This window comes from Mesorhizobium sp. M7A.F.Ca.CA.003.01.2.1, assembly GCF_003998945.1.
Lineage (GTDB): Bacteria > Pseudomonadota > Alphaproteobacteria > Rhizobiales > Rhizobiaceae > Mesorhizobium > Mesorhizobium ciceri.
The window spans coordinates 1-2,562 of record NZ_RZRA01000825.1; the positions used below are offsets into that span (position 1 = coordinate 1).

Consider the following 2,562-nt stretch of genomic DNA (forward strand, 5'->3'; position numbering starts at 1 on the left):
GGTCGGCCTGCCGCCCCTCAAGCTGAGATAGGAAGCCCTTTGATCCCCGCCGCATCCTTTTCAGGCAAGCGCGTTTCGCTCTTCGGGCTTGGTGGCTCGGGGATCGCGACGGCGCGCGCGCTGATCGAGGGCGGCGCGGACGTGCTGGCCTGGGACGACAATCCCGACAGTGTGGCCAAGGCCGCCATTGCCGGTATCGCGACCGCTGATTTGCGCGGCGCCGACTGGGCGAAATTCTCGGCCTTCGTGCTGTCGCCTGGTGTGCCGCTGACGCATCCCAAGCCGCATTGGACGGTGGAACTGGCGCGCGGCTCAGGCGTCGAGATCATCGGCGACATCGAGCTTTTCTGCCGCGAGCGGGTGCTGAGCGCGCCGACAGCGCCTTTCATCGCCATCACCGGCACCAACGGCAAGTCGACGACGACCGCGCTGACCGCGCACATCCTGAAAGCCGCGGGACGGGATGCCCAGATGGGCGGCAATATCGGCCGCGCGGTGATGACGCTCGATCCGCCCGAGCCCGATCGGCACTATGTCGTCGAGTGTTCGTCCTACCAGATCGACCTCGCGCCCTCGATCAATCCGACGGCCGGCATCCTGCTCAACCTGACGCCCGATCATCTCGACCGCCACGGCACCATGCAGCACTACGCCGCGATCAAGGAGCGGCTGGTGGCCGGCAGCGAGACGGCGATCGTCGGCATCGACGATTCCTGGTGCGCGCAGATTGCCGAGCGGCTGGAGCGGGCGGGGCGGCATGTCATCCGCATTTCCAAGCGCCTGCCGCTGACCGACGGCTATTTCGCCGATGGCAGCAATTTGATGGAAGCTGTGCACGGCCGTTACAGCCGTGTCGCCTTCCTCGAAGGCATCGGCTCCTTGCGTGGCCAGCACAATGCCCAGAACGCTCTGGCTGCGGTCGCCGCTTGCCTCAAGGTCGGGCTGGAGCTTGGCGAGATCCAGTCGGGGCTGGAAAGCTTTCCCGGCCTCGCGCACCGCATGGAGCAGGTCGGCCGCAAGGACCATGTGCTGTTCATCAACGATTCCAAGGCGACCAATGCCGATGCTGCGGCGCCGGCGCTGTCGAGCTTCGCGCGCATCTACTGGATCGCCGGCGGCCTGCCCAAGGAAGGCGGCATCGAACCCTTGCGCGGTTTCTACCCGCGCATCGCCAAGGCCTATCTGATCGGCGAGGCGGCGCCGGCGTTTTCGGCGACGCTGGGCGAGGCCGTGCCCTACGAGATTTCAGGCACGCTGGCCGCGGCGGTCGAGCACGCCGCGCATGATGCGGCTAAGGACGACAGCGGCGAGGCGGTGGTGCTGCTGTCGCCGGCCTGCGCCAGCTTCGACCAGTTCAAGAATTTCGAAGTTCGCGGCGAAGCCTTCAGGCAAGCTGCGAATGCTATCGAGGGTGTGAAACCCATCGGAGGGGCACGATAATGCAGAGCCGTCTCGACAAAAGTCCGGTTGCGACCTGGTGGTGGACGATCGATCGCTGGTTCCTGGCGGCGTTCCTGTCGCTGATGGGCCTCGGTATCGTGCTGTCCTTCGCGGCGAGCCCGGCGGTCGCCGAACGCATCGGCCTCGACAGTTTCCACTTCGCCACCAGGCAGATCATCTTCACCGTACCGGCGCTCGGCGTGATGCTGGCTGTGTCGTTCCTCGATTCCAGGCAGATCCGGCGCATGGCGCTGATCATGCTGTGCCTGATGCTGGTGCTGATGGTGGCGGTGCTCTACATCGGCGTCGAGGTGAAGGGCGCACGCCGCTGGGTGTCGCTTGCCGGCCTGTCGATCCAGCCGTCGGAATTTTTGAAACCAGCCTTCGTCATCATGTGCGCCTGGCTTTTCGCTGAGCACAAGCGCCAGCCCGACATTCCCGGCAATCTGTTCGCCATGTTGCTGCTGGTACTGGTCGTGTCGCTGCTGGTGGCGCAACCGGATCTCGGCCAGACCATGCTGACGACCGGCACCTGGGGCATCATGTTTTTCATGGCCGGGCTGCCCTGGCTGTGGATCGTTGCGCTGGGTGCCGCCGGCGTCGGCGGCGTTTTCGCCGCCTATACGGTGTTCCCGCACGTTGCCTTGCGCATCGACAAGTTTCTTACCGGCGAAGGCGACACATTCCAGGTCGATATGGGACGCGACGCGCTGATCAATGGCGGCTGGTTTGGCGTCGGACCAGGTGAGGGCACAGTCAAGCGCGTTATTCCCGACAGCCATGCCGACTTCGTCTTCTCGGTCGCAGGCGAAGAGTTCGGACTGATCATGTGCTTCTTCATCATGTCGATATTCGCCTTCATCGTGCTGCGCGGCCTCAACACGGCGCTGAAGGAGCATGACGATTTCACCCGCTATGCGGTCGGCGGCCTCGTCACCGTCTTCGGCCTGCAGGCGGTCATCAACATGTGCGTCAACCTCCAGCTTGTGCCGGCCAAGGGCATGACGCTGCCGTTCATCTCTTATGGCGGCTCTTCGCAGATCGCCATCGCCATCTCGATGGGGATGGTGCTGGCGCTGACACGCAAGCGGCCGGAAAAGCGCAAGCAGATGGGCTTTGGCC

2 protein-coding genes are annotated in these 2,562 nt (G+C 64.5%); both read left to right on the plus strand.

The genetic code is table 11. The features are described from left to right. The first annotated feature begins 39 nt into the window (after positions 1-39). On the plus strand, positions 40-1,440 hold the full coding sequence (murD, locus tag EN969_RS26185) for a UDP-N-acetylmuramoyl-L-alanine--D-glutamate ligase (protein WP_063168311.1): 1,401 nt from the start codon (positions 40-42) through the stop codon (positions 1,438-1,440). Beyond that, positions 1,440-2,562: putative lipid II flippase FtsW (gene ftsW / locus EN969_RS26190; protein WP_127419521.1), on the plus strand; the 1,123-nt coding region annotated here is incomplete at its 3' end. The genes murD and ftsW, both read left to right, overlap by 1 nt.